Origin of the sequence: Mesorhizobium sp. WSM4904 (assembly GCF_029674545.1) — a bacterium.
In the GTDB taxonomy this organism is placed as follows: domain Bacteria; phylum Pseudomonadota; class Alphaproteobacteria; order Rhizobiales; family Rhizobiaceae; genus Mesorhizobium.
The window spans coordinates 2466215-2491404 of sequence record NZ_CP121354.1 but is presented as its reverse complement, the minus strand read 5'-3'; the positions used below and the strand labels follow the sequence as shown (position 1 = coordinate 2491404).

At 65.0% G+C, this 25190-nt stretch carries 26 protein-coding genes; 15 read left to right on the top strand and 11 right to left on the bottom strand.

Annotation, left to right across the window (positions count from 1 at the left end):
• Nucleotides 1-42: 42 nt before the first annotated feature.
• Both QAZ47_RS11870 and QAZ47_RS11865 read right to left on the bottom strand, forming a co-directional pair.
• Nucleotides 43-1824 (bottom strand): chloride channel protein, encoded by a 1782-nt coding sequence (locus QAZ47_RS11870; protein ID WP_278233359.1) that lies wholly within the window; start codon nt 1822-1824, stop codon nt 43-45.
• A 238-nt stretch (nt 1825-2062) separates the two neighbouring features.
• A complete protein-coding gene (locus QAZ47_RS11865) occupies nt 2063-2791 on the bottom strand; it encodes an NAD(P)-dependent oxidoreductase (RefSeq protein ID WP_278233358.1) in 729 nt (242 codons plus the stop codon).
• 62 nt (nt 2792-2853) lie between these two features.
• Here QAZ47_RS11865 and QAZ47_RS11860 point away from each other — a divergent pair, with 62 nt between their 5' ends.
• From QAZ47_RS11860 to QAZ47_RS11820, 9 genes are all read left to right on the top strand, one after another.
• A complete protein-coding gene (locus tag QAZ47_RS11860; RefSeq protein ID WP_278233357.1) occupies nt 2854-3333 on the top strand; it encodes a MarR family transcriptional regulator in 480 nt (159 codons plus the stop codon).
• Nucleotides 3334-3424: 91 nt separating this feature from the next.
• Nucleotides 3425-5512 (top strand): flagellar biosynthesis protein FlhA, encoded by a 2088-nt coding sequence (flhA, locus tag QAZ47_RS11855; RefSeq protein ID WP_278074508.1) that lies wholly within the window; start codon nt 3425-3427, stop codon nt 5510-5512.
• Entirely contained in the window at nt 5509-6261 is a 753-nt protein-coding gene (fliR, locus tag QAZ47_RS11850; protein WP_278206923.1) for a flagellar biosynthetic protein FliR, read from the top strand. Before flhA ends, fliR begins: the two co-directional genes overlap by 4 nt.
• 4 nt (nt 6262-6265) lie before the next feature.
• Nucleotides 6266-6649, top strand: a complete 384-nt coding sequence (locus tag QAZ47_RS11845) for a hypothetical protein (protein ID WP_278233356.1) — start codon at nt 6266-6268, stop codon at nt 6647-6649.
• A gap of 174 nt (nt 6650-6823) precedes the next feature.
• Nucleotides 6824-8350 carry an FAD-dependent oxidoreductase gene (locus QAZ47_RS11840; protein ID WP_278233355.1) on the top strand — a complete coding sequence of 509 codons (1527 nt, stop codon included), beginning with the start codon at nt 6824-6826 and terminating at the stop codon, nt 8348-8350.
• Between the two features lie 116 nt (nt 8351-8466).
• Nucleotides 8467-9036: a rod-binding protein gene (locus QAZ47_RS11835; protein ID WP_278233354.1), complete on the top strand. Its 570-nt coding sequence runs from the start codon at nt 8467-8469 to the stop codon at nt 9034-9036.
• An 8-nt stretch (nt 9037-9044) separates the two neighbouring features.
• Complete coding sequence (locus QAZ47_RS11830) at nt 9045-9467, top strand: hypothetical protein (RefSeq protein ID WP_278206918.1); 423 nt, start codon at nt 9045-9047, stop codon at nt 9465-9467.
• Nucleotides 9468-9546: 79 nt separating this feature from the next.
• The gene (locus QAZ47_RS11825; RefSeq protein ID WP_278074514.1) at nt 9547-10068 is read left to right on the top strand and encodes a hypothetical protein; all 522 of its coding nucleotides are present in this window, start codon (nt 9547-9549) and stop codon (nt 10066-10068) included.
• A gap of 226 nt (nt 10069-10294) precedes the next feature.
• Nucleotides 10295-10579, top strand: a complete 285-nt coding sequence (locus tag QAZ47_RS11820) for an SCP2 sterol-binding domain-containing protein (RefSeq protein ID WP_067002744.1) — start codon at nt 10295-10297, stop codon at nt 10577-10579.
• A gap of 64 nt (nt 10580-10643) precedes the next feature.
• On the opposite strand, the gene QAZ47_RS11815 is transcribed toward QAZ47_RS11820, so the two are convergent.
• Together QAZ47_RS11815 and odc2 are read right to left on the bottom strand one after the other, a co-directional pair.
• On the bottom strand, nt 10644-11351 hold the full coding sequence (locus QAZ47_RS11815) for an N-acetyltransferase (RefSeq protein ID WP_347567194.1): 708 nt from the start codon (nt 11349-11351) through the stop codon (nt 10644-10646).
• Between the two features lie 98 nt (nt 11352-11449).
• Nucleotides 11450-12583: an ornithine/lysine decarboxylase gene (gene odc2, locus QAZ47_RS11810; protein WP_278206917.1), complete on the bottom strand. Its 1134-nt coding sequence runs from the start codon at nt 12581-12583 to the stop codon at nt 11450-11452.
• Nucleotides 12584-13124: 541 nt separating this feature from the next.
• On the opposite strand from odc2, the gene QAZ47_RS11805 reads away from it, so the two are divergent.
• The 4 genes from QAZ47_RS11805 (at nt 13125) to QAZ47_RS11790 (ending at nt 17216) form a co-directional block, all read left to right on the top strand.
• Nucleotides 13125-14324 (top strand): amidase, encoded by a 1200-nt coding sequence (locus QAZ47_RS11805; protein WP_278233353.1) that lies wholly within the window; start codon nt 13125-13127, stop codon nt 14322-14324.
• Nucleotides 14325-14326: 2 nt separating this feature from the next.
• Entirely contained in the window at nt 14327-15226 is a 900-nt protein-coding gene (locus QAZ47_RS11800) for a LysR family transcriptional regulator (RefSeq protein WP_278206915.1), read from the top strand.
• 133 nt (nt 15227-15359) lie between these two features.
• A complete protein-coding gene (locus QAZ47_RS11795; RefSeq protein WP_278233352.1) occupies nt 15360-16028 on the top strand; it encodes a DUF1007 family protein in 669 nt (222 codons plus the stop codon).
• 6 nt (nt 16029-16034) lie between these two features.
• On the top strand, nt 16035-17216 hold the full coding sequence (locus QAZ47_RS11790; RefSeq protein ID WP_278233351.1) for a nickel/cobalt transporter: 1182 nt from the start codon (nt 16035-16037) through the stop codon (nt 17214-17216).
• Between the two features lie 235 nt (nt 17217-17451).
• On the opposite strand, the gene QAZ47_RS11785 is transcribed toward QAZ47_RS11790, so the two are convergent.
• Nucleotides 17452-18024 carry a TetR family transcriptional regulator gene (locus QAZ47_RS11785; RefSeq protein WP_278233350.1) on the bottom strand — a complete coding sequence of 191 codons (573 nt, stop codon included), beginning with the start codon at nt 18022-18024 and terminating at the stop codon, nt 17452-17454.
• A 64-nt stretch (nt 18025-18088) separates the two neighbouring features.
• Here QAZ47_RS11785 and QAZ47_RS11780 point away from each other — a divergent pair, with 64 nt between their 5' ends.
• The gene (locus QAZ47_RS11780) at nt 18089-18850 is read left to right on the top strand and encodes an SDR family oxidoreductase (protein WP_278233349.1); all 762 of its coding nucleotides are present in this window, start codon (nt 18089-18091) and stop codon (nt 18848-18850) included.
• A gap of 267 nt (nt 18851-19117) precedes the next feature.
• On the opposite strand, the gene denD is transcribed toward QAZ47_RS11780, so the two are convergent.
• Genes denD through QAZ47_RS11760 form a run of 4 tightly spaced genes read right to left on the bottom strand, consistent with a single transcriptional unit; the run spans nt 19118 to nt 22061 of the window.
• The gene (gene denD, locus QAZ47_RS11775) at nt 19118-20092 is read right to left on the bottom strand and encodes a D-erythronate dehydrogenase (RefSeq protein WP_278233348.1); all 975 of its coding nucleotides are present in this window, start codon (nt 20090-20092) and stop codon (nt 19118-19120) included.
• A gap of 2 nt (nt 20093-20094) precedes the next feature.
• Entirely contained in the window at nt 20095-20301 is a 207-nt protein-coding gene (locus QAZ47_RS11770; RefSeq protein ID WP_278233347.1) for a hypothetical protein, read from the bottom strand.
• Nucleotides 20302-20339: 38 nt separating this feature from the next.
• Nucleotides 20340-21320, bottom strand: coding sequence for a cation diffusion facilitator family transporter (locus tag QAZ47_RS11765; protein WP_278233346.1), 981 nt, complete (start codon nt 21318-21320; stop codon nt 20340-20342).
• Nucleotides 21321-21374: 54 nt separating this feature from the next.
• Entirely contained in the window at nt 21375-22061 is a 687-nt protein-coding gene (locus QAZ47_RS11760; RefSeq protein ID WP_278233345.1) for a GNAT family protein, read from the bottom strand.
• Between the two features lie 83 nt (nt 22062-22144).
• On the opposite strand from QAZ47_RS11760, the gene QAZ47_RS11755 reads away from it, so the two are divergent.
• The gene (locus QAZ47_RS11755) at nt 22145-23329 is read left to right on the top strand and encodes a pyridoxal phosphate-dependent aminotransferase (protein WP_278206906.1); all 1185 of its coding nucleotides are present in this window, start codon (nt 22145-22147) and stop codon (nt 23327-23329) included.
• 13 nt (nt 23330-23342) lie between these two features.
• Here QAZ47_RS11755 and QAZ47_RS11750 read toward each other — a convergent pair whose 3' ends face one another.
• Both QAZ47_RS11750 and QAZ47_RS11745 read right to left on the bottom strand, forming a co-directional pair.
• The gene (locus tag QAZ47_RS11750) at nt 23343-24104 is read right to left on the bottom strand and encodes an SDR family oxidoreductase (RefSeq protein WP_278233344.1); all 762 of its coding nucleotides are present in this window, start codon (nt 24102-24104) and stop codon (nt 23343-23345) included.
• A 244-nt stretch (nt 24105-24348) separates the two neighbouring features.
• On the bottom strand, nt 24349-25077 hold the full coding sequence (locus QAZ47_RS11745) for a tellurite resistance TerB family protein (RefSeq protein ID WP_278233343.1): 729 nt from the start codon (nt 25075-25077) through the stop codon (nt 24349-24351).
• Nucleotides 25078-25190: the final 113 nt, after the last annotated feature.

Genomic DNA, 25190 nt, shown 5'->3' with positions numbered 1-25190 from the left:
ATAGATTCAGGTGAGCGTCGTGTCGGCGGTGCTGTCGTCTGACTACCCCTCGCCGGAGAGATCCCGCCGCGCCTTGTCGAGCTCTTCGGCGTAGCGCCGCATCAGATGGCTTTCGGTAAGCAGGCCGAGAACGGTGCGGTCGTCGAAATCCTCCACGACCGCCAGCTCTTCCGCGCCGGCACGCTGAAAAGTCTCGGCGGCGGACTGGACATTCATCGACGGCACCAGCACGGCATCCTTGAACTGGGCCAGCGACCGGACCGGAGTCTCGCCATCGGAAAGATCGCTGTGCAGTTCGGGAACGAGCAGCACGCCGACATAATGCTGGCCCTCTCCGACGGCGATGACGCGTTGCCCCGAGCCGAGTGGAACCTCCTTGCGGAACTCGGCCAGTGTCGTCGAGGCATCGATGGTGCGGACGTCCTTGCGCATCATCGAGCCGACGGTGAGGCTGCGCATCCAGCCGACGTCATGGGCGCTGCGGATCGTCTCGCCGCGCAGATGGAAGCGCCAGGTCGAGAAGGAGTAGCCGAAGGTTTCGCGCACCAGGATCGCCGACATGATCGAAGCCGCCAGGACTACCCCTGTCAGGGTGAGATCGCCGGTGGATTCCAGCGCCAGGAAGGTCATGGTCAGCGGACCGCCGACGACACCGACGGCGAGCGAGGTCATGCCGACGACGGCGGCGACCGCCGGATCGAGGCCCGTTGACGGCGTGGCGAGCGCCATGACCCCGGCAAAGACCTTGCCGAGCAGCGCGCCCAGGAACAGCGAAGCGAAGAACAGGCCGCCGCGGAAACCGGAGCCGAGCGAGATGGCGGAGGCAGCAAGTTTCATCACGAAGACGCTCGCCACCACGGGAAGCGCGTAGTTCATCGCGAACTCGCGATGCAGCGCGCCATGCCCGCTGGACAGAACCTGCGGCGTGACCAGCCCCAGCAGCCCCACAATCACGCCGCCGATGAAAGGCCGGACCGAGGCATCGATCGCCAGCCGCGCGAAGAGGCGTTCGACGATGCTCACCAGATGCATGATGGCGATCGAGGCTGCCCCGCCGAGCAGGCCGAGCAGCAGGAACGGCACATACTGGCTGGCGGTCAGTGTCGGCAGGCCGGAAAGTTCCAGCGGAAACGGCACGCCGCCGAACACCTCCGCCGTCAGCGAGGCGGCGATCGCCGCCGTCATGACCGGCGCGACATTGGCGACGGAGTAGATGCCGATGACCAGTTCGAAGCCGTAGAACGCGCCGGTCAGCGGTGCGTCGAAGGCGGCCGCGATGGCGCCGGCGGCGCCGCAGCCGACCAGGATGCGAACGTCGTTGCGGCGCAGGCGGAACGCGCGGGCAAGTCGAGACGCTATCCCCGAACCGATCTGCGTGTAGCCGGCTTCGAGCCCGACCGAGGCGCCGAAGCCGCTTGAGATCATGGTCTGGGCGACGATGATGAAAGTGTCGGTGAGCGACATGCGCCCGCCATAGAGCGCATTGGCCTCGATCGGGTCGACTGGCGTTCGGAACTTTCGCCTTCTCAGCCAGATCACCGAAAGGCCGAGCAGCAGGCCGCCGATCGCCGGAAACATCGCCTGCACCGGATTGGCCAGCGAAAACATCGCCGAAAGCCGGCCCCCCGGCTGCACGTCGAAGAGCAGGAAGTGCATGCCTTGCACCAGCGCGCTCATGCCGGTGACCAGCGCGCCCGCGATCACACCGACGGCACCGCCCATAAGCACGATGACGATGCCGCGCGCCTCGAGCACGGGGATCGAATTGATCAGCACCGCCCGAAGCCGGCGGGCGTAGACTTGCGGTTCGTTTCTGGCAGGCAACGGAGCGGCTCGCCGGTATGCGCGGGATGGAAGCTGCCGTGCCTGATACGCCCGGCGGCAATGCGTGACAACCGCAATGCCGACAGCTTGTGGCGCCATTTTGGCGCTGCGCCGATTGGTGAAGCTTCAGCGGCTGCTTATCGGCGCGAGGGCCTGTGGCTCCATCGCAGCGACGCCGAGCAAGGCGAGATTTCGCGCCGACGCGACTTCAATCATGGTGGCAAGTTCTTCGCATGTTTCACATAGCCAGGCGAAAGTCAGGACGCCAGCCGAACTCGCTGACGGCCCTCCCGGTCGTGACATGGCTGTTCGGCTCCGCGACGTTGTAAGCGCCCTGCGAACCTCGCTCGACGGCAAGCAGCGCCGCGTACGCCGCGGCATCGGCATGCACGGCCGGATCGGCGGCGGTCTCCGCTCCGGTGCCTGGCCCATAGAGATGGCCATAGCGCAGCACGATGCCTGTCATGGGCGAGGCCTCGAGAACGTGCCGTTCCAGCGCGACCACGCCGCCGACGCTGATGCCGCGGCCGCCTTCGGCGCCGCTATCCAGCGGATCGGTCTCGGCATGCGGCTCCGGCCCCGCCGCATAGACCCAGGCGATGCTTTGCGCGATCAGGCGGCGGGTGCCGGCCGACTTCGCGGCCTGGACGAGATTGCGGGTACCCTCATCGCGAATGCGTGCGTTCCTGGGAGCCGCCTCACCCATTTTGGCGGGGTCGAGCCCGGGCGGCAGGTCGGTGAGCTGATGGATGACGATCTCGGGTTTCGCCGCCGCGACCGCTGTGCGCAATCCACCGGCATCGAACACATCGACAACCACCGGATCGGCACCGAGTGCGCTCAGCTCCTCGGTCTTCGCGGCTCGGCGCGTCGTCGCCGTCACCTGGTGGCCGGTATCGACCAGTTGCGGGATCAGGCGCCGGCCGATCGCGCCGGAACCGCCGGCGAGAAAGATTCGATAGCCCATCGTCTCCTGCTCCACTTTGCGATAATATCAGTGTGCGAACAACATATAAGAGCTCTGATATCATGCGCAAGCAGAAAACCTCCCCTGCAATTCCCGCACCCGGTGAAGGCAAGCGCGGCGAGCAAGGCTATATCGGCTATTTGCTGCGCCAGGCGGCCGGCGCCTACAGGCTCAGGGTCGAGCGCGCGCTTGACGAATTCGGCGTGACGCAGGCGCAATTCGCGACCCTGACCATGCTGTCGGCCTATCCTGGCATATCCAACGCCGACCTCGCCCGGCTTGCGGTGCTCACCCCGCAGACGGTGAGTGTGATCGTCGGCAATCTGGAAAAGGCAGGCTCGCTCGTGCGCAAGCCCCACGCGGTGCACGGCCGCATCCAGCATCTCGACCTCAGCGACAAGGGGCGTGCATTGCTGAAGAAATGCCGCGAGCGCGTGCAGAGGCTTGAACGCGAGCTGACGGTCGGACTGTCCGCGGCCGAGGAACGCGCCGTCCGCAGCTGGCTGGTCGGCGTCGCCACGGCGGACGCGGCTCAGCTGTAGCCTAACGCCTCTCTCCCACCTTCGCGCAAGCTTGGCCGGTTACGGTTGGGGGCCTGCCTTTGCGCTGGGCAAGTCTGGAATTGAGGACGACATGGCGATCAGCGAAACAATTCCGTCCGGCCTGGCGGCCAAGAACGGCCGCGACGTCTTCTTCGCGCTCGGCATCGTCGTCATCCTGGCGGTGCTGTTCCTGCCGATCCCGGCCTTCCTCATCGACATCGGCCTTGCCTTTTCGATCGCTCTCTCGGTGCTGATCCTGATGGTGGCGCTCTGGATCCAGCGGCCGCTGGATTTCTCGTCCTTCCCGACCGTGCTGCTGATCGCCACGATGCTGCGGCTCTCGCTCAACATCGCCACGACGCGCATGATCCTGTCGCACGGCAATGAGGGCACGCATGCGGCCGGCTATGTCATCTCGGGCTTCTCGAAGCTGGTGATGTCGAGCGACTTCGTCATCGGCCTCATCGTCTTCATGATCCTGATCGTGGTGAACTTCATCGTCATCACCAAGGGCGCCACCCGCATCGCCGAGGTCGGCGCGCGCTTTACCCTCGACGCCATCCCAGGCAAGCAGATGTCGATCGACGCCGACTTGTCCGCCGGCATGATCGACGAGAAGACGGCGCAGTTGCGCCGCCGCGAGCTGGAGGAAGAATCCTCCTTCTTCGGCTCCATGGACGGCGCCTCGAAATTCGTGCGCGGCGACGCGATCGCCGGCCTGATCATCACCGCCATCAACATCGTCGGCGGCATCGCCATCGGATACCTGCGCCACGGCATGGGCCTCGGCCAGGCGGCGGACGTTTTCATCAAGCTCTCCGTCGGCGACGGCCTCGTCACCCAGATCCCGGCCCTCATCGTCTCGCTCGCCGCCGGCATGCTCGTCTCCAAGGGCGGCACGCGCGGCTCCGCCAACCAGGCGGTGTTCGGCCAGCTCGGCGCGCATCCGCGCGCGCTCTATGTCGCCGCCTCGCTGCTGGTGATCCTGGGCCTGATGCCCGGCCTGCCGCTGTTCCCGTTCTTCGCGCTAGCCGGCGCCATGGCCGGCCTCGGCTATGTCATCCCGCTGCGCCACAACCGGGCACTGGCCGCCGCCGAAGCGCAGAAGACCAAGGAAAAGGCCGACAAGGTCGAGGAGGAGAAGAATTCGGTCAAGGCATCGCTCGCCACCGCCGAGATCGAGCTTTTGATCGGCAAGCAGCTCTCGACCAGGCTGCTGGTCGCGCATCAGGAGCTGGTGTTCCGCATGTCGAAGATGCGCAAGAAGTTCGCCCAGCAATACGGCTTCGTGGTGCCGGAGGTGCGCGTCGCCGACGACTTCGCCATCCCGCCGAAGAGCTATCAGATCAAGGTCCACGGCACTGTCGTTGCCGAGTACCAGATGCGGGTCGGCGAGGTCATGGTGCTGCTCGGCACGCGCGGCGTGCCCGACATTCCCGGCGAGGAGATCCGCGAGCCGGCCTTCGGCATGCGCGCCTATTCGGTGCTGGAAACCTTCGCCGAGGATTTGAAGCGCGAGAATTTCACCTTCGCCGACAACATGTCGGTGCTGCTCACCCACCTCTCGGAGGTCATCCGCAACAACCTGCCGCAGCTCCTGTCCTACAAGGACATGAAGGCGCTGCTCGAGCGGCTGGACCCCGAATACCGCAAGCTCGCCGACGAGATCTGCACCTCGCACATCTCCTATCCCGGCCTGCAGGCAGTGCTGAAGCTTCTGCTTGCCGAGCGCGTCTCGATCCGCAACCTGCATCTGATCATCGAGGCGATCGCCGAGATCGCGCCGCATGTGCGCCGCACCGAGCAGATCGTCGAGCATGTCCGCATCCGCATGGCGCAGCAGATCTGCGGCGATCTTTCCGAGGGCGGCATGCTCAAGGTGCTGCGCCTCGGCAACCGCTGGGACCTCGCCTTCCACCAGAGCCTCAAGCGCGATGCCAAGGGCGAGGTGCGCGAGTTCGACATCGATCCGCGCCAGCTCGAGGAGTTCGGCCAGGACGCCACCAAGGCGATCCGCAAGCATCTCGAGGCCGGCGAGCGCTTCGTGCTCGTCACTGCGCCCGACGCGCGCCCCTATGTGCGCATGATCATCGAGCGGCTCTTCACGACGCTTCCCGTGCTCTCCCATGTCGAGATCGCCAAGGGCGTCGAGATCAAGGTGCTTGGAACCATCTCGTGAACGCGCTCTCGCAAGGCGTCGTCATCGCCGCCTTCCTCGCCTTCTGCCGCATCGGCGCCTGCTTCATGCTGATGCCCGGCATTTCCAGCGCCCGCGTGCCGCTCCAGGTCCGGCTGTTCGTGTCGGTCGCCGCCACCGGAGGCCTGCTCGCCTTCCTGTGGGACCGCATCTACCCTCACGTCGACCCGCGCCCTGAGGTCCTGGCACCGATGATCGTCTCCGAGCTTCTGGTCGGCGGGCTGATCGGCGCCATGACCAGGCTCTACATGGAAGCGCTGCGCTTCATGGGCTCGGCCATTGCCATGCTGATCGGCTATGGCGGCTCGGGCGGGCCGGCGATCGAGGAGCCAGAGCCCCAGGCGGCACTTGCAGCCATCATCTCGTTCTCGGCGCTGCTGCTGCTCTTCGTCTTCGACTTCGACCACGAGATCGTGCGTGCGCTCGTCGCCTCCTACACGGTCGCCCCGGTCAACGTCTTCTTCAATCCGCAGGCGGCGCTCGTCGACGTCACCGACACGGTGTCGGATGCCTTCTTCCTGGTGATCCGGCTCGGCAGCCCCTTCGTCGCCTATGCCATCCTGGTCAATCTGACGATCGGCTTCGTCAACAAGCTGACGCCGCAGATCCCGGTCTATTTCATCTCGCTGCCCTTCGTCATCGCCGGCGGGATGATCATCTTCTATTTCGCCGTCGGCACCTTGCTGTCGCTGTTCGTCGACGGCTTTGTCGACCTGACGCTGGCGAGGTAGCGCAATGACCTCGCGCAAGGATCGCCTGAGGAAGCTGGTCAAGGTGCAGGAGCAACTGAAGGCGCTGCACGAGACCCGGCATGCCGGCTTCCTCTCGGCCGCCGCCGCGGCGGAATCGGAAGCGAAGGAACTCATCGAGCATTTCGATACCGGCAGCTCGCTTGGCGGCTTGTTCCCGGAGCTCTATCATCGCCGCATCGCGAACGCGCTCGGTCGCCAGAAGCAGAACCTTGAGAGCGCCCGGCAGGAAGCGGCGCTGATCGCCACCGCGACCGCCCGCACGAACATGGTCGAACGCGCCTACAAGGATGTCCGCCGCCGCGACGAGCGCGAGCGCTCCGATCGCGAGCGCCTCGACCTGATCACGCAGAAGCGCCGGGACGAGTAGCGTCCAGAATTCCGCTCCCCACGCGACGCCGATGTCTGTGAGCGTTACGCGGCGGCCAGACAAGAATGGCGTTGGCCACCAATCTCAGGAACCTTTTGGCTGGCGTGGCGTCAATTCTGGGTGCGACACCCGAGTGAATGGGTCGTCGGCAAATGCCCCGAAGGGAGAGCCGCCATGGCCGCGCAGAAAAATCCGGATATGGGCCCAGACTTGACGGTCGGAGTGCCGGTTGCCGCGTTTGGCGACAAGGGGCTGCTTGCCGGGCATGTCGGCGAGGAGCCGGTGCTTCTGGCGCGTGTCGGCGAGGAAGTGCTGGCGGTCGCAGGCAAATGCACCCACTACGGCGGGCCACTGGCCGAAGGGATGGTTGTCGAGGACACGGTTCGATGCCCATGGCACCATGCCTGCTTCAGCCTCCGCACCGGCGAGGCGCTTGCCGCGCCGGCCTTCGACCCGCTGCTGCGATGGAGCGTCGAGCGCCGTGGCGATCGTCTCCTCGTCACCGGCAAAGTTCCCGCGGACAAGGAGACCGCGCCGTCGTCGCAGCCCGATGCGGCTGGCCAACCCGGTCGCATTGTCATTGTCGGAGGTGGCGCCGCCGGGTTCGCTGCCGCCGAAATGCTGCGCCGCAGCCGGTTTGCCGGCGAAATCACCATGCTGAGTTCGGACGATGACGCGCCTTACGACCGTCCCAACCTGTCGAAGGACTATCTTGCCGGGACGGCGCCGGAGGCATGGATCCCGCTGCGCGGCCCCAAATTCTACGTCCGCAACAAGATCGATCTCCAGTTGCGGACGACATGTGAGCGTATCGACGTCGACGGCCGGGCGGTGATTGCGGGCGACGGGCGGGTTTTTCCCTTCGATCGCCTTCTGCTGGCGACGGGGGCCGAGCCGGTTCGCCTGCCGGTCGCCGGCGCCGATCGCGACCACGTCTTCACATTACGGTCGCTGGCCGACAGTCGCGCCATCATCGAACGCGCCCGAAGCTCGAAGACGGCTGTCTTGATCGGCGCGGGATTCATCGGTCTGGAAGTGGCGGCCGCCCTTCGCAAGCGCGACATCGCGGTCCACCTTGTCGCGCCGGAGGCCTATCCGCTTGGAGTAGTCCTTGGTTCGGAACTCGGCGGCTTCATCCGCTCGCTGCATGAGGAGCACGGTGTCGTTTTCCATCTGGGCGCCACGGCCGAACGAATAACCGCCCAGGCGGTTGCGTTGAGCGACGGCAGCGTAATCGATGCCGATCTTGTCGTCGTTGGCGCCGGCGTGAAGCCGCGCATCTCGCTGGCCGCCGATGCGGGCATCGCCGTCGACAGGGGTGTGCTCGTGAACGAATTCCTCGAGACCAATGTGGCCGGCATATTTGCCGCCGGCGACGTCGCGCAGTGGCTTGACTTGAAGACGGCTGAATCGCGGCGCGTCGAGCATTGGGTCGTGGCGGAACGTCAAGGCCAGATCGCTGCGCAAAACATGCTTGGCCTTCGGCAACCCTTCTCGAGCGTTCCGTTCTTCTGGAGCGAGCACTACGACGTATCGATCCGCTATGTCGGCTACGCCCGGTCGTGGGACGCGATCGAGATCGACGGAAGCATCCCCGATCGCGATTGTCTGGTCGGCTACAAGAAGGACGGCAAGATTGTCGCCGTCGCCGCCATCGGCCGTGACGTGCAAGCGCTGGCCTGCGAGGTTTCCATGGCTTGATTGCGCCTGCGCAGCGGATGAACGATCCAATCCCTTGGCCAAATCCCTGGTAAGCCTGCCACAAGCTTGTCGAGGCATTGTGCAATGACCGAACCCTGGCGAAAGGCGAAACTTTCTTGGCGATTTCCCCACCCAGCGACATCGTGATGGACGTTGCCCGCGCGGCGGAGCCGGCCGATGTCGAGGCGGCACGTGCCGCGCTCGCCAGAAGGGCGGGAGGCGCCCCAGGCACGTTCTCCGTCGACCAGGCCGCTACTGTCGATGCCGGCTCGGTCCTGTCGCGCGCCACCGCCGACAAGGCCGAAGCGGCAAACCCGGCAAAGAAATTCCAGCGCTTCGAGGCGATGGTGCTGACGACCTTCATCCAGAACATGATGCCCAAGGACACGGAAGGCGTTTATGGCAAGGGGCTGGCCGGCGACATGTGGAAGTCACAGCTTGCCGAAAAGGTGGCGGATGTCATGGCCGCGCACGGCGGCATCGGCATCGCGAAATCCATGCTTGCAGACCACTATCTGGACGGCAAGCGCAAGGTACCGGTCGGACCTGTTGGGGGCGGACCGGAGAAAGCCGAGATCGACCGGCAGACCAGGCTTTCGACCTCGATGATCGAGGAGCTGGAGCGTAAAGCCGCCCGGTCGATGACCGGTGACGACACAACCATAAAAACGGACATCAAGATCTAGGGACTTACATGGCCGACCAAACGGACCTTTCCAATCTGCCTGCACGGACCATCGCCATGGAAACGCCGGCCGCGTCTGCGCGGCCCGGTAACCTCGCCGCCATCATCGGCCGCATCGAGGAGGCGGTGGACGAGGAAACGGCGGGTATCCGCAGCGGAACCGACTACGACCTCAAGGCCTCGAATGCCCGCAAGAGCCGCTATCTCTACGAACTGACCCGCGCCCTGAAGGGTGCCAACGAGATCGAGTTCCTCGAGCAGCATCGCGAGGGGCTGGCGCGGCTGCGCCAGAAGCTGGCGAAGAACGAAGCGGCGATCCTTGCTCATCTCAACGCCGTCAACGAGGTCGCCACGCTGCTGAAGAACGCCATCCAGCGCGCCGATACCGACGGCACCTATTCGGCCGGCGAATTCGGATACGCCCGAGCATGATCCCTAGCCGCAGGACCGCGTCAGCGAAAAATGGAAGCCGGTTTTCGGACAAGATCATGCCCGGACAATCAGGCAAAGTATGATCAAGTTCATCGCCGCAGCGCTTTGGATCTGCGCCGCCACACTCGGCGCGGTGTTCTATTCCTTCCAGGCGGCGGGCGAGCGCGGCGTCGGTGAGCCGCCGAAGCCGATGCTGGGTGGCCTCGACTACGTCAAGACCGACATCATTTCCGTGCCGCTCATCAAGGACGCCAAGATCGACGGCTACTTTCTCACCAAGCTCGTCTATACGGTGGAACCGGACCAGATAAAGAAACTGTCGATCCCGGCGCCGGCGCTGATAACCGACCAGGTCTATTCCTACCTCTATTCCAATCCGCAGATCGATTTCACCAAGAAGGAGACGATCGATCTCGATGCCTTCCGCAAGGCCATCCGCGACACGGTGAACGCCCGTGTCGGCGTCGAACTGGTGCATGACGTGCTGATCGACCAGGTCAACTTCTTGTCCAAGGACGAGATCCGCGACAACGCGATCCGGCGCCGCAAGAATGCCGGCGAAACGGCCCAGGAAATGACCAAGGCCTTCAAGCAGCATTGATCGCGCTGCCGGTGTTCAACCGGATTGAATGCCTCGCCCCACCCATCCGCCGCTGATGCGACATGCCGCATGGTTGCCACCATGCCGCACGGCGACCACGTTGACGTAAACGTCAACCGAAAGCTATATGCGTTGGTGACCGTGGCCGCGCTCCCGCGCGACGCGGCGCCTCGCCCAGCGGCCCAGGCCGGTGCGCGTCAAACGCAACCAAACGAGGAGAACCGCCATGGGCGTTCAGGAGATTGCCGACAAGATCAGGTCGCGCGTGGCAAGCGCCGGCTTCGAGCATTCGGTCAAGTTCGACACCGGCAGCGACGGCGTCATCGTCATCGACGGCGCGACCGTCTCGACCGCCGATGCCCCGACCGACTGCACGATCAAGCTCTCGCTCGACGATCTCGACTCGCTGATCGCCGGTGACCTCAACCCGACCATGGCCTTCATGGCCGGCAAGCTGAAGGTCGAGGGCGACATGACCGTCGCCATGGCGCTCAGCCAGTTGCTCGGCTGATCATTCGCAAAAACGCGACGCCGCCCGATGGGCGGCGTCGCGTTTTTTGTCGAACCGAAAGCCGTCAGGCGGTGAAACTAAGCGTCTTGACCTTGCGGCCGGCGGCCTTGATCGTGCCCTTGGCGCCGTAAAGCGCGCCCTCTTTCAGCTCCAGCGCCAACAGCCGGTGCCGCTCATAGGGGCCAGGCATGGCGAGCGATCCCGTGCGGTCGGCCGAGAAGCCGAACCGCCCGTAGTAGGGCGCATCGCCGACAAGCAGGATCGCACCATGCCCGAGCCGCGCCGCTTCGGCGATCGCGTGGAGCATCAGAGCCGAGCCGATGCCAGCGCTCTTCAGCGACGGCTCGACCGCCAGCGGGCCGAGCAGGAGCGCCGCCGGACCGCCTTCGCCCAGCGTCACGTCCCACAGCCGGACCGTGCCGACCACCGCGCCCGACGGATCGCGCGCGGCAAAGGCCAGGCCTTCCGACGGCCGGCGGCCGCGCCGCAGCTTCTCGGACGATTTCTTCCTGCGCTTCGGCCCCATGGCGCGGTCAAGCAGCGCCTCGCGCGCCTCAATGTCTCCGGCGCCTTCGGCAAGGATGACGAAGGCCGGCGCCTGTGCGGCCCCCTCGTCCGGCGCGCCGCGCGAGCCAGCCTGTGCCCGGTGGGCAAGGGAGGGCGCCAGCACTGCCGTCGAGCTCTTCTCTCCCGCGGAGAAAAGCTCATCCGACGGTCCGGACGAGGGGGCAATTTCAGTGGCCGCAACGGCCGATTTGATCAGGTATTCCATGTCCGCGATCCTTCACGAGCGGAGATCTGTTCCACAAGCGAGCCCGGGCGGATGACGGGCATCCGCCCAGGTTGATCTGATCGGTCTTTGCGAACCGGTCAGATCACGTAGGATCGGAGGGGCTCGAAGCCGTTGAACGCGACCGCCGAGTAGGTGGTCGTGTAGGCACCGGTGCCTTCGATCAGCACCTCGTCGCCGATGGTCAGCGACAGCGGCAGCGGATAAGGCGTCTTCTCGTAGAGCACGTCGGCCGAATCGCAGGTCGGGCCGGCGAGCACGCAAGGCGCGGTCTCGCCGCCGTCACGCGGCGTGACGATCGGATAGCGGATCGCCTCGTCCATGGTCTCGGCCAGGCCGCCGAACTTGCCGATGTCGAGGAACACCCAGCGCACATTGTCGTTGTCGGCCTTCTTCGAGATCAGCACCACTTCCGACTTGATGACGCCGGCATTGCCGACCATGCCGCGGCCCGGCTCGATGATCGTCTCGGGCAGCGCGTTGCCGAAATGCCTGCGCAGCGCCGAAAAGATCGCCTGGCCATAGGCCTGCGCCGCCGGCACGTCCTTCAGGTAACGGGTCGGGAAGCCGCCGCCCATGTTGACCATCTTCAAGACGATGCCTTCCTCGGCGAGCGTCGCGAACACCTTCTTGGCGTCGCCCAGCGCGCGGTCCCAGGCCGTGAGATCGGTCTGCTGCGAGCCGACATGGAACGACACGCCATAGGCGTCGAGGCCGAGGCCCTTGGCATGGCGCAACACGTCGACGGCCATCGCCGGCACGCAGCCGAACTTGCGCGACAGCGGCCATTCGGCGCCCTCGCCGTCGGTGAGCACGCGGCAGAACACGCGCGAGCCGGGGGCAGCGCGGGCGATCTTCTCGACCTCCTCCACACAGTCCACGGCGTAGAGGCGGATGCCGAGCTGGTAGGCGCGCTGGATGTCGCGCTCCTTCTTGATGGTGTTGCCGAAGGAAATGCGATCCGCCGGCGCCCCGGCATCCATCGCCATCTCGACTTCGGCAACCGATGCGGTGTCGAAGGACGAGCCCATCGCAGCAAGGAGGCGCAGGATTTCCGGCGCCGGGTTTGCTTTCACCGCATAGTAGATCTTGGAATCGGGCAACGCCTTCTCGAAGGCGCGGAAATTGTCACGCACGACATCGAGGTCGACGACGAGGCAGGGGCCGTTCGGACGTCGGGTGGCGAGAAAGTCGAGGATGCGCTGGGTGGCCATCGAGGTCTCTCCATCTGCGCCTTTCGGCGCGCACAAAGGCTGCGGGACGCGGGCGCTCAGCCTCGCGAACTCGCGGTGGACAAAGGCGGGACGGAAAACCCGTGGAACCAGCCGGTGGAGACCCCGGAACCACGAATCGCCGTCTCGCGGCGGTGAACCTGGCCTTGCCCGGCCTCGGTTCGCTTTGTCTGCCTTGGCTTGGATGGGAGGACCCCGTCCGCACTACAGGCAATGAAGGTGTGCCTCTTCAGTAACCCCGGTCTTTGGACGACCGGCAGACACCAGAAAGGCCCGCACCGTCGTTGCTTCAAGGTGTCCTCGGTCTGGCGGTTGGCCACTAGACCGACTGGAGGGGTTAGCTCCAGTTACCTTACCGGTTGCCCTCACCATTCGAGGATCGGCGGACACCCACAGGCACGTGCGACTTTGGGCAACCGCGATATAAGAGCGAAGGGTTTCACAATCAATAAAAATCGTAAGCGCCGGTTGTAAAAATTCCGGCGTCGAACAATGTTTGTGGACCGTATCCGGAAATCGAACGATGCCAGACACCCACGGCCCGCTAAACGCTTTCCTCGATCTGCGCCAAGTGCCTGTAGCCAATGCGGAATCAGGTCCGCTTGCCGGCCTGCGCCTGGCGGTCAAGGACATTTACGACGTCGCCAGCTACCGCACCGGCTGCGGCAACCCGCGCAAGTTCGAGGAGGCCCATGCCGCCGCTCGGACGGCCGAGGCCGTGCAGATGATTCTCGATGCCGGCGCGCGCTTCGTCGGCAAGACGCAGACCGACGAGCTCGCCTTCTCGCTGTTCGGCCAGAATTCGCATTTCGCCTTTCCGGTGAACCCGGCCGCACCGGACCGCGTGACCGGGGGCTCCTCCTCGGGATCGGCATCCGCGGTTGCAGGAGGCCTTGCCGACATCGCCATCGGTTCCGACACTGGCGGCTCGATCCGCGCGCCTGCGAGCTTCTGCGGCCTGATCGGGCTGCGCACCAGCCACGGCCGCATCTCGCTCGACGGCGCGATGAAGCTCGCGCCGAGCTTCGACACCTTCGGCTGGTTCGCCGGCGACATCGAGACCTACGAAGCGGTCGGCAAGCTGCTGCTCGGCGATGATCCGCACCGGCATCCGCTCAACCGTCCGCTGTCGCTCCGCTGGCTCGATGCTTTCGTTGCCGGCCCGGCCGAAGCTGCCGAATACGCGCGGATGAAGGCATTGGCTGCCGGCGTCGTCGGCGAGCCGACCGAGACGGAATACGCCTTCGCCTCGTCGCCGGATGACCTCTACTGGTGCTTTCGCCGGCTGCAGGCCCACGAGGCCTGGCAGGCGCATGGCGGCTGGATCTCCGCAGGCAACCACGGCCTTGGCCCGGGCATCGACGAGCGTTTCGGCTTCGGCCGCGCGATCGATGCCGGCACGGTTGCCGCCGAGGCGGCACGCCGGCTGGCTTTCCGTTCCGAGCTCGTCGCCCTGCTCGGCGACGACGGCTTTCTCGTCCTGCCGACCGTTCCAGGCGCGGCGCCGCTGAAGACCAGCACGCCGGAACAGTTCCAGGCCTATCGCGAAAGGGCGTTGCATCTGTTGTGCCTGGCCGGCCTGTCGGGCTTCCCGCAGATCACCTTGCCCTTGGGAAGTGTCGACGGCGCCCCCTTCGGCCTGTCGCTGCTCGGCCCTTCCGGCAGCGACGTCGCTTTGATACGGCTCGGCCGCAGGATTCTCGACGCGGCACGAAAGGTCTGACCATGGATACACTGACCCGCATGCGCGCCTTCATCGACGTGGTCGAGGCCGAGGGCTTCTCGGCCGCGGCGCGCAAGATCGGCCGCTCAAAGGCGCTGCTGTCGAAATATGTGCGCGAGCTGGAGGACGAGCTCGGCGCGCTGCTGTTGAACCGCACCACGCGGCAGTTTTCGCTGACCGAAGCGGGGCACACCTATTATCAGCGCGCCTCCGAAATCGTGCGCGAGGTCGACAGCCTCGCGGATGCCGTGCGCGAATCCTCCGGCGACGTGCGCGGCCGCATCAAGCTTTCGGCGGCGCGCACCTTCGCCGACGCACCGATCGGCCAATCCTTGATCGACTTCGCAAAGCAGCACCCCGACATCGTGCTCGACATCCATCTCGATGACCGCTTCGTCGACCTGGTCGAGGAAGGCTTCGATGTCGCCGTGCGCATTTCGCGGCTGGAGAACTCGTCGCTGATCGCCCGGCGCCTGGGGCCGTTTTCGATCAGGCTTTGCGCGTCGCCGGAGCTGCTCGCAAAGCACGGCACCCCGACGCGTCCGCAGGACCTCTCCAACATGCCCTGCATCGTCGACACCAACGGCCGCTCTTTAGCCAACTGGCGCTTCAAGGGCGATGGCGAGGATTCGGTCAGCGTCACCGTGTCGGGTCCGATAGAGGTGAACAGCCCGATGGCGGCGAGAGCAGCTGCCGTGTCTGGCCTGGGCTTCACCATCCTGCCGGATTTCATCGCCGCTCCAGACCTCGCGGCCGGCCGGCTGGTGAGCGTGCTCGACGACCGCATTCTCTCCGGCAGCGGCATCTTTGCCGTCTACCCGCACCGCCGCTATTTGCCCGCCAAGGTCCGCGTCTTCGTCGATTTCCTGGTGCACTGGTTCAGGACGCGCGACGGCGCGTGATGCATGCCATCAAGAAGTGGCGGTCCTGGGATAACGGCGGGTATCAAAATCAGCCGAAGGCGCGTCCCAATTTCGCCCCCTTTCTGATAACTCTCGGGGTCCACTCCCGAAGTTGATGGAATCGCAGCCCGGAATGCATTTGAAACGGCAAGCAACCATGCTGGCTTCGGCCGCGGCAGTGACATTTGCCGGGATCGAGCCGGCCGAGGTGCATCCGCACGTCTTTGCCGAGGCCCGCCTCGACGTGATCCTGAGCGAGGATCACCAAAGTGTGAAAGCGCTGCGTCATCTGTGGCGTTTCGACGATCTTTTTTCGAGTACGGTGATGATGGAGTTCGACAAGAACTCCGATCTGAAGCTTGACGACAAAGAGCTCAAGGAAGTCGCCGACACCGTCCATTCGTCGCTGGCCGAGTTCAACTATTTCCAGCTGGTCACGCAAGACGGCAAGGACGTGCCCATGGTCCCGCCGCCGCATCTGATGGCCAATTTCGACAACGACCAGTTGATTATCCTCTTCGAATCCGAACCGAAGGCGCCGATCAAGCTCGCCGGCAAGATCGACATCGGCGTTTACGATCCGACCTTCTATACGGCGATCGATTTCACCGACGACGCCAACCTCACCGTCGAGGGCCTGCCCTCGAACTGCACCAAGAAGGTGATCCGTCCCGATCCGGACGAAGCGATCAAGGAAAACCAGAAGACCCTGACGGACGCGTTCTTCAACGATCCAACGGGCACCGACATGAGCAAGATCTTCGCCACCAAGCTCGAACTGAACTGCCCGCCAGAAGGATAACCGGTGATGAAACCGTCGCTGCGCTTGGCGCTCGGCCTCGCGGCCGCCACCCTGGTGATCACGCATCTGTCCGGCCTCGCCCATGCCCAGAGCTCGCTCGGCATCGGCACCAATGACGGCACGGCCCCCACCACGTCCGGTCCGTTTGCTCACATCCTGATGTGGATCAATGTCCGGCAGCAGGAATTCTACCATTCGCTGGCAGCCGCGATGAAGGCGATGCGCCAGGATGGCAGCAAGCTCTGGCTGCTGGTCGGCCTCTCCTTCGCCTATGGCATCTTCCACGCCGCCGGACCCGGCCACGGCAAGGCGGTGATCTCGTCCTACATGGTCGCCAACGAAGTGGCGCTGAAGCGCGGCATCCTGCTGTCCTTCGTCTCGGCGCTGCTGCAGGGGCTCACCGCGGTCGTCGTCATGGTGCTTGCCTATTTCGTCCTGCGCGGCACCGCGGTGTCGATGACCGACGCGGCATGGTTCCTCGAAATCTCGAGCTTTGTGCTGGTGACCCTGTTCGGCGCCTGGCTGCTCTGGCGCAAGGCGGGCCCGGCCATCCTTCGACTGTTCGGCGCCGGCCAGGCCTACAGCCTGTCGGCCGCCCATGCCGGCCATTCGCATGCCGGACACTCGCATGGCGGACACTCGCATGCTCACGCGCATGCCCACGCGGCGCATTCGCATGCCCTGCATGCGCATCACGACCATGGTCATTCGCATGCCCACGATCACAGCGCGCATGACCACCATCATGACCATGCCGTACACGACCATGACCACGGCCATGATCACGATCACGGTCCAGGCGAAGTCTGCGAGACCTGTGGCCATTCGCACGCGCCCGACCCGGCGCTGCTTTCGGGCGACCGTTTCGACTGGCGCACCGCCTGGTCGGCGGTGGCCGCCGTCGGCATCCGCCCCTGCTCCGGCGCACTGATCGTGCTGAGCTTCGCGCTGCTCAACGGGCTCTGGATGGGCGGCCTGCTGTCGGTGTTCGCCATGTCGATCGGCACCGCGATCACCGTCTCGGCGCTGGCGACGCTCGCGGTGACGGCCAAGAACTGGGCGGTCTATTTCGCCGGCGACGGACGCCTCGGCAACCGCATCCATTCGATCGTCGAGATCGGTGGCGCGGCCTTCATCTTCCTGGTCGGTCTGTTGCTTCTGTCGGCTAGCCTTTCGGGCGGCGTCTGAAGTGCCGACGACGCGCGCGGCCGTCAATGTCAGGCTGGCGGTGGATCGCTTCGATAGCCTGGACAGCTAAGAGGACTTGCCGAGCGGTGCGTCCACGATATGCGGTTCTGACCGGACACGTTCGCAGATATAGCGGCAACAGCGGTGCCGATGTCATCCGGTTGCGCGATCGGAACAGCTGTCGGTATGCAACGCAATAAAGGAGGGTGCGCCTCCGCGCGGCGTCCGGTCCAACTCAGAGCCAGCCCATGCGCACGGCGGCGGCAATTCTTTCATTATCGCCATTGGCCAGAAGGTCGATCAGCAGGCCGCGTATCGTTGCGAGTATACGGGTAGCCCGTGCCCCGGCCTCAGCTCGCGGGAGCTGCGTCTGGGTGTCGATCAGCAGGTCCAGCCAGTCCTGGGCCGCTTCCGCCGCGAATCCCGCCCACGGACCGGGCTTATGGCTGAAAGAAAGCAGGAACGCCTCATAGGTGAGCCTGACCATCGGGCGTTGCTCGGGCGCGGACAACCAGGCCCACAGTCGCCCGGCCGTTTCTTCGAGGCCATGGCTTCGGCCCTCGGCCGCGAGCACGACAGTCAGTTGCGCGATCTGTTCGGTGCGCGCCCGGACCAGCAGTTCGCGCAGCAGCTTCTCCTTACTACCAAACAGATAGAGCAGCACACGGGGACTGGAGCCGATGGCGGCCGCCAGCGGGCGCAACGACAATCCATTGAGGCCATGGTCGAGTACATAGGCATAGCTGGCATCGAGCAGTTCCGCCCGGCGGAGTGAAGGTTCGGCAGTCACTGCTTCATGCCCGGCCATCTTGCGCTCCTTTCATACCCGCTGTAATACGTAACTGAAACGGTCGTTTCAGTCGAGGTATCCGATGGCGCGCAGCATGAGCTTCTCGCTTGCCGGCCGAACCGCCCTAGTGACGGGATCGGTGCGTGGGCTCGGGCTCGAGATGGCGCGCGGCCTAGCCGAAGCCGGCGCCCGCGTGATCCTGAACGGGCGCGAGCCCGCCACGCTCGAGGCAGCCGTCGCCAGAATGCGGGACGAGGGTCAGGACGCGCATGGCGCGCCGTTCGACGTCACTCGGCGCGAAGCCGCGCAGCAGGCGCTTGCCAGGCTGGGCGACATCGACATCCTCGTCAACAATGTCGGCCGTCGCGATCGCCGCGGCTTTGACGCCATGTCGCCGGAGGAATTCGGCGCCATGCTCGACGACCACCTGGTTTCCGCCTATGCGATGAGCCAAACGATCGCCCGTGCCTTGATCCGCCGCGGCGCGCCGGGCCGGATCATCAATGTTTCCTCCGTCATCGCGCAGCTCGGCCGGGCCGGAGACGTCGGCTATCCCGCGGCCAAGGCCGGTATCGACGGCCTGACTCGGGCGCTCGCCGTCGATCTCGGCGGCCACGGGATCACCGTGAACGCCGTCGCCCCCGGAACCTTCGCGACCGAGGTGAATGCCGGCCTCGTCGAGGATCCGGATTGGGCGCGCTGGCTGAAGACTCGCACAGCACTCGGCCGCTGGGGAAAGCCGGAGGAGATCGCCGGCATCGTGGTTTTTCTCGCCAGCGACGCGGCTTCCTTCGTCACCGGCCAGACAATCGCCGTGGACGGTGGCATCACCACGACGTTTTGACAGCGCAGGGTGACTAGCGTTCCTTCGCCTTCGCTCCCTACGGCCTCAGGCATCCCAAACTGGTGACTTTTTGATCACAACAAACCTGCCTCATCAGCCAGCAGCCATACGGCCGACATTCAATGCTCGACCTTTATCGAAAAGCAGCAAAGCAAATTAAGAACTTCGCGGATTACGATATCCAGCATCTGACGAACGATACCGAATTAATTGCAGAGAGGCGGGTCAAGGTTGACTCGGGAAGGCGGTGACCCTTTAGAGTTCAACCTAAGCGACCGTTTTGCCGAGCTCGTCCTCGATATGCGCGCGGATGATCTCGTCGAAATTCTTTTCAGCGGCAAAACCTAGTTCCCTCGCCCGCCTTGCCTCGAAGCGCGTGGGCCAGCCTTTGACGATCGCCCAGATCGTTTCGTCGGGTTGTTCGCGGATCCGTTTCACCACCTCGGCTCCGGCAATGCGCCCGAGCGCCTCGATCTGCTCGCCGACAGTGACGGCGACGCCGGGCATGGTGAGGTTGCGGCGCGGCCCGACTGCATTGCTGTCGATCTCCGCCGCATGGATCAGGAAATTGACCGCGGAGCGCGGGCTGGCATGGGTGTGCAGCACCGAACGCGGCACCGGCAGGATCGCCTCCTGGCCGCTGAGCGGCTCGCGGATGATGCCGGAGAAGAAGCTCGAGGCCGCCTTGTTCGGCTTGCCAGGCCGCACGCAGATGGTGGGCAGCCGGATGCCGACGCCGTCGAAGAAGCCGCGCCGCGAGTAGTCGGCGAGCAGTGCCTCGCTGATCAGCTTCTGCGTGCCGTAGGAAGTGAGCGGCGTCGGGTGGAACTCGTCCGGGATGACGTCCGGGAACGGCGCGCCGAACACCGCGATCGACGAGGTGAAGACAAGGCGCGGCGCAAATGCCGCCAGCCGCACGGCGTCGAACAAGGCGCGTGTGCCGTCGAGATTGACGCGGTAGCCGAGATCGAAATTGGCTTCCGCCTCGCCCGAGACGATACCGGCGAGATGGAAGATCACATCCGGGCGGGAAGCGACGAGCGTGGCCGTCGCGCCGGGCTCGGAAAGGTCGCCGGTATGGATCGAGGCCTCGACGCCCGCGAGCACCGGCGCCTGCGGCGGCACGATGTCGTGCAGATCGAGCGCCGTGATTTTGCGCCCGCGCAGGGCGCCGTCCTTGGCCAGCCGCGCGATCAGCTTGCGGCCCACCATGCCGGCAGCACCAGTAATCAGAATTCTCATCTTTAGAGACCCTTCTTGCGCTGGCTGCGTCCGCGCAGCCACAGGACGACGAACAGTGCCACCATGAAGATCGCGGCGATGACAGCCGCCAGGACGGTCGAGACCTTGCCGACGGCCAACATGATGGTCGGCAGGAAATAGGCGGCGAGGCCGAACAAAAGCAGTATGCAGGCCGCGGCGATGGCCGCGTTGCGCGTCTCGCGATCCATCAGCAGGCGTTCCTTGGCTCGTTCATCTTCGGCACGCATCAATGATAATGGCGGCGATCGCGAGGCGCGTCATGCGCATGATCGTGATCATGGTGATGGTCGTGCTCGTCATGGCTGTCGGCACAGTGCCCGAACTCGGGCTCCACCGTTGCATGGTCGATGCCGTGCTTCGTGGCGAGCCGCTTCTTGATGGCGCTCACCGCCATATGCGGATCGACCCCGTCATCCAGGCAGGCATGCAACGTCGCCATGTTGCTGGTGCCGTCGAGCGACCAGACATGCATGTGGTGCACCTCGCGCACACCCTTGACGGCAGCTTCCAGATCCTTGGCGATGAGGTCGCGGTCGAGGCTTGCCGGCACGCCTTCGAGCAGCACATGCGCGGCCTCGCGCATCAGCGACCACGCCGTCGACAGGATCAGCAGCGACACCAGCACGGAAAGGATCGGGTCGATCGGCGTCCAGCCTGTCGCCAGGATGATGACGGCGGCGACGATGGCCGCGGCAGAGCCCAGCAGGTCGCCCAGCACGTGCAGGATGGCGCCTCGCATGTTGAGACTCTCGCGGTCGCCGCCATGCAGCACGAAGAACGAGGCGATGTTTACCAGCAGGCCTGCGACCGCCACCACCAGCATCGGCCCGCCCAGCACCGGCGCCGGATGCATCAGCCGCCCCCAGGCTTCGTAGACGATCCACAGCGCTATGGCGAAGATGGCGATGCCGTTGGTGTAGGCGACCAGCGTCTTCACGCGGGCGGAGCCGTAGGTGAGACGGCCGGTTGCAGGACGTCCGGCGAGATGGAAGGCGTACCAGGCGAGGCCCAGCGCAATCGAATCGGCGAGCATGTGGCCGGCATCCGCAAGCAGCGCCAGTGAGCCGGTGAGCAGGCCGCCGAGCGCCTCCGCGACCATGAAGCCGCCGGTCAGGCAGGCCGCGATCAGCACGCGCTTCTTGTCGGTCGAGCCATGCACGTGGCCCGCGCCGTGGCTGTGTCCATGCGCGGCGTGATCGTGTGCCATCCTGGCAACTCCTATTTACCGACCGTGATCTTTGTCCGACGACCGGATCTTGGTCTACGCGCCGAACTCGGCGCGGAAATCCTCGAGCCGCCGCCTCTGCCGGCCATCGCCATCGAAATTCGCCGGATCGAGCCAGGCCTCATAGGCCTTGCGCAAGGCCGGCCACTCCTTGTCGATGATCGAATACCACGCCGTATCGCGGTTTTCGCCTTTTACCACAAGATGCTGGCGGAAAATGCCCTCGAACTTGAAGCCGAAGCGCTCCGCCGCGCGCTTCGACGGTTCGTTGCGGTTGTTGCATTTCCATTCGTAGCGGCGATAGCCGAGCTCGTCGAAGGCATATTTCGTGAACAGGAACTGCGCTTCGGTCGCCTGCGGCCTGCGCGAGATCAGCGGCCCCCAGTAGATGTTGCCGATCTCGACGACGCCGTTGGCGGCATCGATGCGCATCAGCGTCTGGCGCCCGGCGACCTTGCCGCTCGCCTTGTCGATGACGGCGAAGAACAGCGGGTCCTCGCTCGCCTCGACCTTGTCCAGCCATGGCTGGAAAGCGGCGCGGGTTTGCGGCGGATAGTCGGGCAGCCAAGCGAAACGGCCGGCGGCATCCGGCACCGACGATGCCTCGTAAAGCCCATCGCCATGCTTTGCCGCGCTCAGCGGCTCGAGCCGGACATAGCGGCCTTCGAGCGCCCTGCGTTCGGGACGCGGGCGCGGCTGCCAACTTTTCAGATTTTCCGACACCGAAAGCTCCAATCCGTTTGACTTTTCCTGACGGACGCTCACAAAAACGCTCGCTGACAGAAAGAACCACAGGGACGGGAAAAATGCTCCACACGATCGCGGCCTTCGACCGTCTCGGCGAGGAAAATGCCTTCGCGGTGCTCGCGCGGGCCACCGCGCTCGCCCATCAGGGCCGCGACATCATCAACCTCGGCATCGGCCAGCCCGACTTCAAGACGCCGCAGCACATCGTCGAGGCTGCGATCAAGGCGCTGCGCGACGGTCATCACGGCTACACGCCGGCCAACGGGCTGCTGGCCACGCGCGAGGCGGTGGTGCGCCGCACGCTGACCACCACCGGCGTCGAGGTCTCGCCCGAAAACGTGATGATCCTGCCCGGCGGCAAGCCGACCATGTTCGCCGCGATCCTGATGTTCGGCGAGCCGGGCGCGGAGATCCTCTATCCCGACCCCGGCTTTCCCATCTATCGTTCGATGATCGAGTTCACCGGCGCGACGCCCATTCCCGTGCCGATCCGCGAGGAGAACGGCTTTGCCTTCTCGGCCGAGGAGACGCTGGCGCTGATCACGCCGAAGACGAGGCTGCTGATCCTCAACTCGCCGGCCAACCCGACCGGCGGCGTCACTCCGCGGGCCGAGATCGAGAAGCTGGTCAAGGGACTGGAAAAGCACCCTGAGGTCGCGATCCTCTCCGACGAGATCTACGACGTCATGACCTATGACGGCGAGACGCATTGCTCGCTGCTCAACTTCCCCGAGATCCGCGACCGGCTGATCGTGCTCAACGGCTGGTCGAAGACCTGGGCGATGACCGGCTGGCGCATGGGCTGGTCGATCTGGCCGAACGGCGAGAAGGGCGCCTACCTCTACGACAAGGTGCGCAAGCTGGCGGTCAACTGCTGGTCCTGCGTCAACGCGCCGAGCCAGTATGCCGGCATCGCCGCGATAGACGGCCCGCAGGACGACGTCGAAAAGATGATGCGCGCCTTCGACAACCGCAGGAAGATCGTGGTCGAGGGCCTGAATGCGCTTCCCGGCATTTCCTGCATCACGCCGAAAGGCGCCTTCTATGCCTTTCCCAACGTGTCGAAGACCGGCTGGAAGGCGAAGAAGCTTGCCTCGGCGTTGCTGGAGGATGCCGGCGTCGCGCTGATCGGCGGTCCGGATTTCGGCGTGCTCGGCGAAGGCTATGTCAGGCTCTCCTACGCCAATTCCGAGGAGAACATCCTGCGCGCGCTGGAGCGGATCGAAGCGTTCCTGAAGAAATAGAGCCTCAATTTCCTTACCCGCGCCCGACGAACGGCATCTTCGTCGCCATCACGGTCATGAACAGCACGTTGGCGTCGAGCGGCAGGCTTGCCATGTGGAGGACTGCGTCGGCGACGCGCTGGACGTCCATCACCGCTTCGGCGGCGATGGAGCCGTTGGCCTGCGGCACGCCTACGGTCATCGGCTGCGCCATCTCGGTCAGCGCATTGCCGATATCGATCTGGCCGCAGGCGATGTCGTAGGGCCGCCCGTCGAGCGCCAGCGTCTTGGTCAGGCCGGTGATGGCGTGCTTTGTCGCCGTATAGGGCACCGAGCCCGGGCGCGGCGCATAGGCAGACACCGATCCGTTGTTGATGATGCGGCCGCCCATCGGCTTCTGCCGGCGCATGGCGCCGAAGGCGGCGCGGGCGCACAGGAACGATCCGGTGAGATTGACGCCCACGACGTCGTTCCAGACCTCGACCGGGATCTCGTCGATCAGCGTCGACTTGTAGCCCATGCCGGCATTGTTGAAGAGCAGGTCGACGCGACCGAAGGCCTCCACCACGGTCTCGAACATGTCGTCGACCTGGTCGGCCTTGCTGATGTCGCACGCTACCGCCAACGCCTTGGCGCTGGTCTTCCCGGCCTCGGCGATCGCGTCCTCGATCAGCGTCTTGCGGCGGCCGCAGAACACGGTGTTCCAGCCGGCCCTGAGCAGCGCCGTGGCGACGCTCTTGCCGATGCCGGTGCCGGCTCCGGTAACGATGGCGGTTTTCTCTTGCATGGCGGTCATCGACGCGCTCCCCCGTCATTGCTGGAACGGGACGAGGCATCGCAAATGATGGAGACCGTGGCAAGCAGCTCTGTCGACAAAAAGGAGGGGCCGACAAAAAGGGCGGTCATTGGCGACCGCCCTGATCTGAACCGTGCTTGGGAGGAGGAAAAGCCGGTCCGACTGCTTAGAATGATGCGCTTGCTGGGTTAACGAAAGATCAACGGTCAACAAGATGCCGCAAGCGCGTTTACCACGCGATTCGCTACTGCGGATCGGATGCGGCTCCGGCCGGCACTTTTGCCGCTGCGACGGTCGCCTCGACATGATCGACCAGCGCGTCCGGCAGGCCGAGGCGTCCGGCGAGCAGGTCGAGATAACCGCGCTCGGTGCGGGTGTCTGGATCGATGGTGAGTCGCGAGGCGGTGTAGAGCTCGAGCTTCTGCGCATCGGTCTTGGCGCCGGCGATCAGCGCGTCGAGATCGAGCGGCCGTTCGAGTTCTTCCATCAGGAACTTTTCCGCTTCCGTGCCGATGCCGGCAAGCTTGAGCCTGTCGGCGATCTTCTGCCGCTCCTCGTCATCGACATGGCCGTCCGCCTTGGCGGCCGAGATCATCGCCCGCACCAGCGTCAGCGTGAATTCGGCCTCGCCCTGCGGCGCTTGAGAGGGATGGAAGGCGGTGTCCTTGGGCGGCGGCAGCAACTCCGGCTCGCCAGCCACGGGTTCCTGCGCCGGTGCATTTCCGGCCTTGTAGTTCTGGTAGGCCTTGTAGGCGAGGCCGCCGATCGCCGCCAGGCCGCCGAGCTTGATGGCGGCTCCGGTCACCTGCCGTCCGGTGCCCGTGCCGAGCAGCACGGCGGCCAGCGCGCCGGCGGCGAGCGGGTTGTCCTTCGCCATCTGTACCGCTTGCCCCGCCTTGTCACGAACGGTCGATCCCGTGCCAGGAATTTGCGAGCCGAGCAGGTCGTCGAGCAGCTTCTTGGGGTCGAGCATCAATGCCTCCAGAATTGGCCCGGCCGAATGCGCCCGGGCGGGGTTTCGGACCGGCAAGACGTAGGCCCCACGCGTTGACATTACAATGACGGGCGGCCGTTTTGTGGAGCCGG

Bases quoted from the DNA above. Each gene is read 5' to 3' on its own strand.
- QAZ47_RS11865 (WP_278233358.1), bottom strand. From the start codon at position 2,791: ATGGGCTATCGAATCTTTCTCGCCGGCGGTTCCGGCGCGATCGGCCGG.
- QAZ47_RS11860 (WP_278233357.1), top strand. From the start codon at position 2,854: ATGCGCAAGCAGAAAACCTCCCCTGCAATTCCCGCACCCGGTGAAGGC.
- flhA (WP_278074508.1), top strand. From the start codon at position 3,425: ATGGCGATCAGCGAAACAATTCCGTCCGGCCTGGCGGCCAAGAACGGC.
- QAZ47_RS11845 (WP_278233356.1), top strand. From the start codon at position 6,266: ATGACCTCGCGCAAGGATCGCCTGAGGAAGCTGGTCAAGGTGCAGGAG.
- QAZ47_RS11840 (WP_278233355.1), top strand. From the start codon at position 6,824: ATGGCCGCGCAGAAAAATCCGGATATGGGCCCAGACTTGACGGTCGGA.
- QAZ47_RS11830 (WP_278206918.1), top strand. From the start codon at position 9,045: ATGGCCGACCAAACGGACCTTTCCAATCTGCCTGCACGGACCATCGCC.
- QAZ47_RS11825 (WP_278074514.1), top strand. From the start codon at position 9,547: ATGATCAAGTTCATCGCCGCAGCGCTTTGGATCTGCGCCGCCACACTC.
- QAZ47_RS11820 (WP_067002744.1), top strand. From the start codon at position 10,295: ATGGGCGTTCAGGAGATTGCCGACAAGATCAGGTCGCGCGTGGCAAGC.
- QAZ47_RS11815 (WP_347567194.1), bottom strand. From the start codon at position 11,351: ATGGAATACCTGATCAAATCGGCCGTTGCGGCCACTGAAATTGCCCCC.
- odc2 (WP_278206917.1), bottom strand. From the start codon at position 12,583: ATGGCCACCCAGCGCATCCTCGACTTTCTCGCCACCCGACGTCCGAAC.
- QAZ47_RS11805 (WP_278233353.1), top strand. From the start codon at position 13,125: ATGCCAGACACCCACGGCCCGCTAAACGCTTTCCTCGATCTGCGCCAA.
- QAZ47_RS11800 (WP_278206915.1), top strand. From the start codon at position 14,327: ATGGATACACTGACCCGCATGCGCGCCTTCATCGACGTGGTCGAGGCC.
- QAZ47_RS11795 (WP_278233352.1), top strand. From the start codon at position 15,360: ATGCATTTGAAACGGCAAGCAACCATGCTGGCTTCGGCCGCGGCAGTG.
- QAZ47_RS11790 (WP_278233351.1), top strand. From the start codon at position 16,035: ATGAAACCGTCGCTGCGCTTGGCGCTCGGCCTCGCGGCCGCCACCCTG.
- QAZ47_RS11785 (WP_278233350.1), bottom strand. From the start codon at position 18,024: ATGGCCGGGCATGAAGCAGTGACTGCCGAACCTTCACTCCGCCGGGCG.
- QAZ47_RS11780 (WP_278233349.1), top strand. From the start codon at position 18,089: ATGGCGCGCAGCATGAGCTTCTCGCTTGCCGGCCGAACCGCCCTAGTG.
- denD (WP_278233348.1), bottom strand. From the start codon at position 20,092: ATGAGAATTCTGATTACTGGTGCTGCCGGCATGGTGGGCCGCAAGCTG.
- QAZ47_RS11770 (WP_278233347.1), bottom strand. From the start codon at position 20,301: ATGGATCGCGAGACGCGCAACGCGGCCATCGCCGCGGCCTGCATACTG.
- QAZ47_RS11765 (WP_278233346.1), bottom strand. From the start codon at position 21,320: ATGGCACACGATCACGCCGCGCATGGACACAGCCACGGCGCGGGCCAC.
- QAZ47_RS11755 (WP_278206906.1), top strand. From the start codon at position 22,145: ATGCTCCACACGATCGCGGCCTTCGACCGTCTCGGCGAGGAAAATGCC.
- QAZ47_RS11750 (WP_278233344.1), bottom strand. From the start codon at position 24,104: ATGACCGCCATGCAAGAGAAAACCGCCATCGTTACCGGAGCCGGCACC.
- QAZ47_RS11745 (WP_278233343.1), bottom strand. From the start codon at position 25,077: ATGCTCGACCCCAAGAAGCTGCTCGACGACCTGCTCGGCTCGCAAATT.